This is a genomic window from Lelliottia sp. RWM.1 (assembly GCF_016859735.1).
GTDB lineage: Bacteria > Pseudomonadota > Gammaproteobacteria > Enterobacterales > Enterobacteriaceae > Enterobacter.
The window spans coordinates 1-5272 of record NZ_WLVC01000094.1; the positions used below are offsets into that span (position 1 = coordinate 1).

Here is a 5272-nt window from a genome sequence, read left to right on the forward strand (position 1 = left end):
TTTAATGCGCCCCGTTGCCCGGATAGCTCAGTCGGTAGAGCAGGGGATTGAAAATCCCCGTGTCCTTGGTTCGATTCCGAGTCCGGGCACCACTCATTTATAACCCTCGCTTCGGCGGGGGTTTTTGCTTTCTGAGTCAACAACTTGTTGGTTTATCGGTAGTTACCTCTTTTTAATTTCCTCCGGCCCCGCTTCCCGGTGGTACAGAAAGGTGGTACAAAATGGGCATTATGATAAAGCCTACCAAAGACCGAAACGGCACCTACTACATCCGCAAAGCGGTTCCTCTGGAGCTGCGTTCAGCCATCGGCAAAGGCGAACTAAAACGTTCCCTTGAGACGAAAGACCTCGGACAAGCCAAGCTCAAAGCCCCTGTCGCTCTGGCAAAAATTAACGCTATCATCCAGAACGCCAAAGCAGAGCGCTCCGTAACGCAGGACGATACAGAGGTGATCGCTTCGGTATGGATGACCAGAATCCTCCAGCAGCCAGAAACCATCAAAGCACGTTATGTACGGCAAGACGATTATGGTTATGGCCTGACCGCAGATAACGTGCAATTAAGCGAATGTCTGCGTAAGGGAGAGCAGGCAGACGAGGCAGATTTGCAGCTTGTCACCCAACTTATGCAGCCTGAACTCGAAGAGGCTCTTCGGTGGACGCCAGCAGTACTGACGCCCGCATGGAGACAAAAGCTCGCATGGCGTCTGGCGGAGTACAGGCTCAGTACGGCAGAAATGTATATTATTGATGAACTACCTGTCTACACCGCCATCAACGCCACGCAACAAAAGAAAAGCATGACTTTCGCCAGTCTTTTCGAGCATTACAAAGCACATATCCGGCTAACCGACAAGGACAGAGCTGAGTCACGTATACGGGATTACACACCATCGGCTAACCGATTCATCAAATTCATCGGTGATAAACCCATCCGGGACATCTCGAAGAGTGACCTCGCGGCGTTCCGTACGCTCCTGGAGCTGACCCCGGCTAACCGCAGTAAGGCCGTCAACTTGCTGTCGCTGGAGAATCAGGCCAAAGCTCAGGGCAAGAAACTCAGCGCCAACACCGTGCGAAACAACTTCATGCACCTCTCGGCCATGTTCACTGTTGCACTCCAAGACGACCTCGTGGATGAACATCCCTTCGATAGTTTCAAAATGCGTAAAAAAGTGCAGACGATCAATGAGGATATCCCGTTCACCGACGACGAAATCAGGGTGATGTTCCGGCTACCACTGTTCCACGGGGAGCAATCTCTCTATGGCGAAATGGCCTACTGGATGCCGATAATCCTTTACTACACCGGGGCTCGCGTTGAGGAAATCGGACAGCTACGCAGGGCCGATATCGTGGATGCTTTCGGTGTTCCCTGCTTCAAAATCCAGATGGGGAAAGAGCAATCAGTCAAAACGGCTGGCTCCGTGCGTTACGTCCCGATACACAGCCATATACTGGAGCTGGGTTTTATGGATTTCGTCAATACCAGAGAAGGCCAGCTCTTTGCTGAGAAATCTGTCGTTAACGATAAATACGCCTACAACTATGGCCGCTGGTGGGGCCGGTTGATCCGTAAGCACGGCATCCGTAAGGAAGTTAAACCCTCCCACAGCTTCCGTCACTATTTCATTACGCAATGCCGTGCTCTGGACGTCCGCGAAGACACGCAGAACAACATTCTCGGACATGTTCCCGGCTCCGTTCCACGGCGTTATGGCAGCTATCTGATTGAAACAAGCCGGGTGCTCATTGAGAGGATCCCCAGACTGGAGCTAAAGCGGCTGGAAAACTGACTTTCAGCGGTATAAGGCACAGTAACTTACTGGAGATTATCAAAATGTTAAGAATTCCTGACTCAGACTGGCAGACCGTTGACGGGGTCCCCCAGCTTTCCGTTGCTTTCTTGCGGAAAATGACGCCTCAGGCAACAAGATTTACTCAATGGGCACAGCGGACACATGCCAAATTGCTCAAGGCTCCCGAAAATGTCCTGTCGTGCTGCACATCCGGCCTGATTGACGGTGAAATTCCCGACAAAAACGGCTGGATTCCCGCTGGCGATGCCCTTGCCCTGCTGACTTACAGCATCCACTCCAGCCAGAACGGACTTCTCATTGATGCAATTGAGCTTAAATCTGGTTTGAAACTGCCAGTTAGGTCCGGTGAAAGCCGTCTTGAAGGGCAATTTGGCGTCAAATTACACGATTTGATCGTCGAACTAAGGCAACAACCACGATTCACAAGCTATGAACTCGAACGGCAAAAGCAGATCGGTCCCTACAGAGTAGATTTCTTCCTCACTGAGCAGTGGTACACCGATATGGCAAAAGGAAAAACCGCTAAACGCCAGTTCATCATTGAATTTGATGAGGAGGCTCATAGAACGACACGTTATCAGTTCAACGATAAACGACGGGATCGGTGGTTACGGAAAAATCTACACGGTACAAAGCTAATCAGGGTCAGACATGCAGAACAGGAAGTATGGCTGGAAGCGGTCCGCCAGCTAAAGCGGTTCGTCAGTCTGGAGGATTGCTATTCCCACTGCCTGCGAATGGCCTGTATCAGCCTTTCAGACTCCACGCTAAAGATAAGCAGCGAGTCAGCCCGAAAAGCCTATGATGCAGCCCATAACGAATGCATTTTCCTGCTAAAAAGCCCACGGCAGCCTCTAAGTGAGATGGGTAAACTGCTGGACAGGCTGACAATCCCCTTTGATAAACGCAGGGACATATACTTCCAACGTGCGAAATTGAGGTCATACGGCATATAAACCGAAAAGTTGCATCAAAAGTTACAACAAAAGCCTAAGGGATTAGGCTTTTCTACCTGTCCAAACGTTGCAACCTTTGAAACCTAACCCCAAGACACTTATATAGATTTATAGGGTTCTATCAATTTTTATTACTCAAATTCATCTTACTCATAGCATCCTACAGATAATAATCCTTAAGCTATCAACGCTAACTCGCATTTACCAAAAGTGCAAAGTTCCCGCCGTATCAATACGTCGAACTGAGCGACAGCTTAATGATTTTGTAGCCTCAACTCCCCAAAAGTTCTTTTCACGTCAGAAGTCACCAGACGCCGTGTAGGCCTCTCACGGCCTTTCTGCATTCTAGGTATGAATCACTCCTGAACGCAGCTCACAGGCCCGTACAGATCGTCAGGCAGGCATCTAAAGCCACTCGCCCAAACCTCCTTTCCAAGATTCCCCGCTCCGCAGGTACAAGAAATATGCAGATCACCACAGGAGGATGAATCATGCATGATGAAATCATCAATCAGGCCCGCGAAATTCTCACTCAACGGCTCTACCGTACCGACACACTGGCATCACCGCAGGACACTGCGAGCTATCTGGCTTTACAGCTTGGCGATCGGGAGCAGGAAGTGTTCAGTGTGATATTCCTCGACAACCGGAATCACGTCCTGAACTATCAGGAAATGTTCCACGGCAGCATAGCGACAACGCCAGTCTACCCCCGCGAGATTGCCCGGCAGGCGCTTAAGCTCAACGCCGCAGGTGTTATCTGTTCCCATAATCACCCATCTGACAACGCCGAGCCATCCGCTCAGGATAAAGCGATAACGCTCAATATTCAGAAAGTTATGGAGCTAATCGAAGTCCGACTGGTAGATCACATCGTCGTGGGCGGTGGTCAAACAGTTTCATTCGCAGACAGGGGCTGGCTATGAACTGGAAATCCTTACTTGTTGAAGCCCTGATAATGGCTCTGACAACCTTTGCAACCGTCTTCTTCCGGGGAATGGCAGCACGCTACGCCTCAGAAGAAGATTTCCTCTAATCCCCTACTACCGCTAGACCCATACCAATAGCCCATGCCCCAAAGACCTGCCACCGCCGCAACGGTGGAATGCCGCACTCGCCCCTGCTACAGGGTCGGTTTGGTATTCTGGCAGGTCTTTGCAGGGCGGTGAGTCTATTGGCAGGGTAAGGAGTCCACATGGCTACACTCGGTTACGCCCGTGTATCAACTACCGAGCAGAGTCTCGATGCACAAATCGCAGCGTTATCCGGTTGCGAGAAGGTATTCAGGGAAAAGATCAGCGGGGCAAAAGATGACCGCCCAGAACTACAGGCTTTACTGGAGTTTGTTCGCGAAGGCGATATAGTATGTGTAACAAAACTTGACAGACTCGCCCGTAACACTCGACATTTGCTTGAAATTTCGGAGTACCTGCAAGGCAAAGGCGTGGCGTTAAACATCCTTAATATTGGTATCAACACAGCCACTCCGACCGGAAAGTTAATGCTGACCATGATCGGCGCTATCGCCACGTTCGAACGTGAGCTGATGCTGGAGCGTCAGGCCGAAGGCATCGCATTGGCAAAACTAAAAGGCAAGTACAAAGGACGGAGAGCGACCGCCACAAGTAAAACTCAAGAAGTTATAGATTTGGTCGAAAACGGTATGAGTAAACCGGAGATATCCCGCCAGTTAGGTATCGGCATCACTAGTATTTACCGGATTGTTCGGAACGAGCGCCCTGACCTGTTAGATAAGTGATATGAGAACACTACTTTGAGGAAATGTTAATGGATGATACAGGCAAGATCGATATTGGTGACTACAACGAGAGCGGTTTTTGGTCGAAAGTAAAGAAATACTGTAAAACTATCGGAAAAGATTCACTTGAGCAGGTATTCCGTTTGTATTACGGCTTAGAAAGTGACAACTGCACAACTACACACAGAGCAACCATCTACGGCGCGCTGGCTTACTTAGTGTCACCGATAGATATTATCCCCGACTTAACCCCGATACTCGGGTATACCGATGACATGGCTGTAATCGCCGCAGCTCTTGTAGCAGTGGCAGGTTGTATAGACGATGCAGTTAAAGGGAAAGCAAAGGAGAAGGTTGATGAGCTTTTTGACTGACATACGAGATAAACTATTACCTGAGACAGTAAAAGAGAAAATCATTAAGCACGAAGTGAAGAAAATGGTTAATGATAAACTTAAGCTTGATGGTGAGTTAGATAAACATATTGATGCATTCGCAGATAAGGTTATGGATAAGGTGGATCCTTCAACCATATTCAAGGCCAAAGATATGTATGACAAACTGAAGGCTGCTGAATCCAACAAGGATAAGTAGTAAGATCGTCAGCTTTAGTGCTCTTGAATGTGGTACGGAGTAGTGGTACATTCGGAATCGAAGCATAAAGGTAACTTACTGTTATTAGGTGATTTCGTTGCTATAGAAACGAATCCTTGGTTCGATTCCGAGTCCGGGCACCA

At 49.0% G+C, this 5272-nt stretch carries 6 protein-coding genes and 1 tRNA gene; all 7 read left to right on the top strand.

What is annotated here, in order from left to right:
• The first annotated feature begins 16 nt into the window (after positions 1 to 16).
• The 7 genes from GF617_RS26360 to GF617_RS26390 all read left to right on the top strand — a co-directional run bounded on the left by GF617_RS26360 (position 17) and on the right by GF617_RS26390 (position 5129).
• A tRNA-Phe gene (locus GF617_RS26360) sits at positions 17 to 92 on the top strand.
• A gap of 129 nt (positions 93 to 221) precedes the next feature.
• Entirely contained in the window at positions 222 to 1796 is a 1575-nt protein-coding gene (locus GF617_RS26365; protein ID WP_063448579.1) for a site-specific integrase, read from the top strand.
• A gap of 44 nt (positions 1797 to 1840) precedes the next feature.
• Positions 1841 to 2776 carry a hypothetical protein gene (locus tag GF617_RS26370; protein ID WP_057060400.1) on the top strand — a complete coding sequence of 312 codons (936 nt, stop codon included), beginning with the start codon at positions 1841 to 1843 and terminating at the stop codon, positions 2774 to 2776.
• Positions 2777 to 3267: 491 nt separating this feature from the next.
• The gene (gene radC / locus GF617_RS26375) at positions 3268 to 3702 is read left to right on the top strand and encodes a DNA repair protein RadC (protein ID WP_203452753.1); all 435 of its coding nucleotides are present in this window, start codon (positions 3268 to 3270) and stop codon (positions 3700 to 3702) included.
• Positions 3703 to 3971: 269 nt separating this feature from the next.
• Complete coding sequence (locus GF617_RS26380) at positions 3972 to 4535, top strand: recombinase family protein (protein ID WP_085425220.1); 564 nt, start codon at positions 3972 to 3974, stop codon at positions 4533 to 4535.
• Positions 4536 to 4564: 29 nt separating this feature from the next.
• Positions 4565 to 4909: a YkvA family protein gene (locus tag GF617_RS26385; RefSeq protein WP_176690040.1), complete on the top strand. Its 345-nt coding sequence runs from the start codon at positions 4565 to 4567 to the stop codon at positions 4907 to 4909.
• Positions 4893 to 5129, top strand: a complete 237-nt coding sequence (locus GF617_RS26390; RefSeq protein WP_224435138.1) for a hypothetical protein — start codon at positions 4893 to 4895, stop codon at positions 5127 to 5129. The genes GF617_RS26385 and GF617_RS26390 overlap by 17 nt, the downstream gene beginning before the upstream one ends.
• Positions 5130 to 5272: the final 143 nt, after the last annotated feature.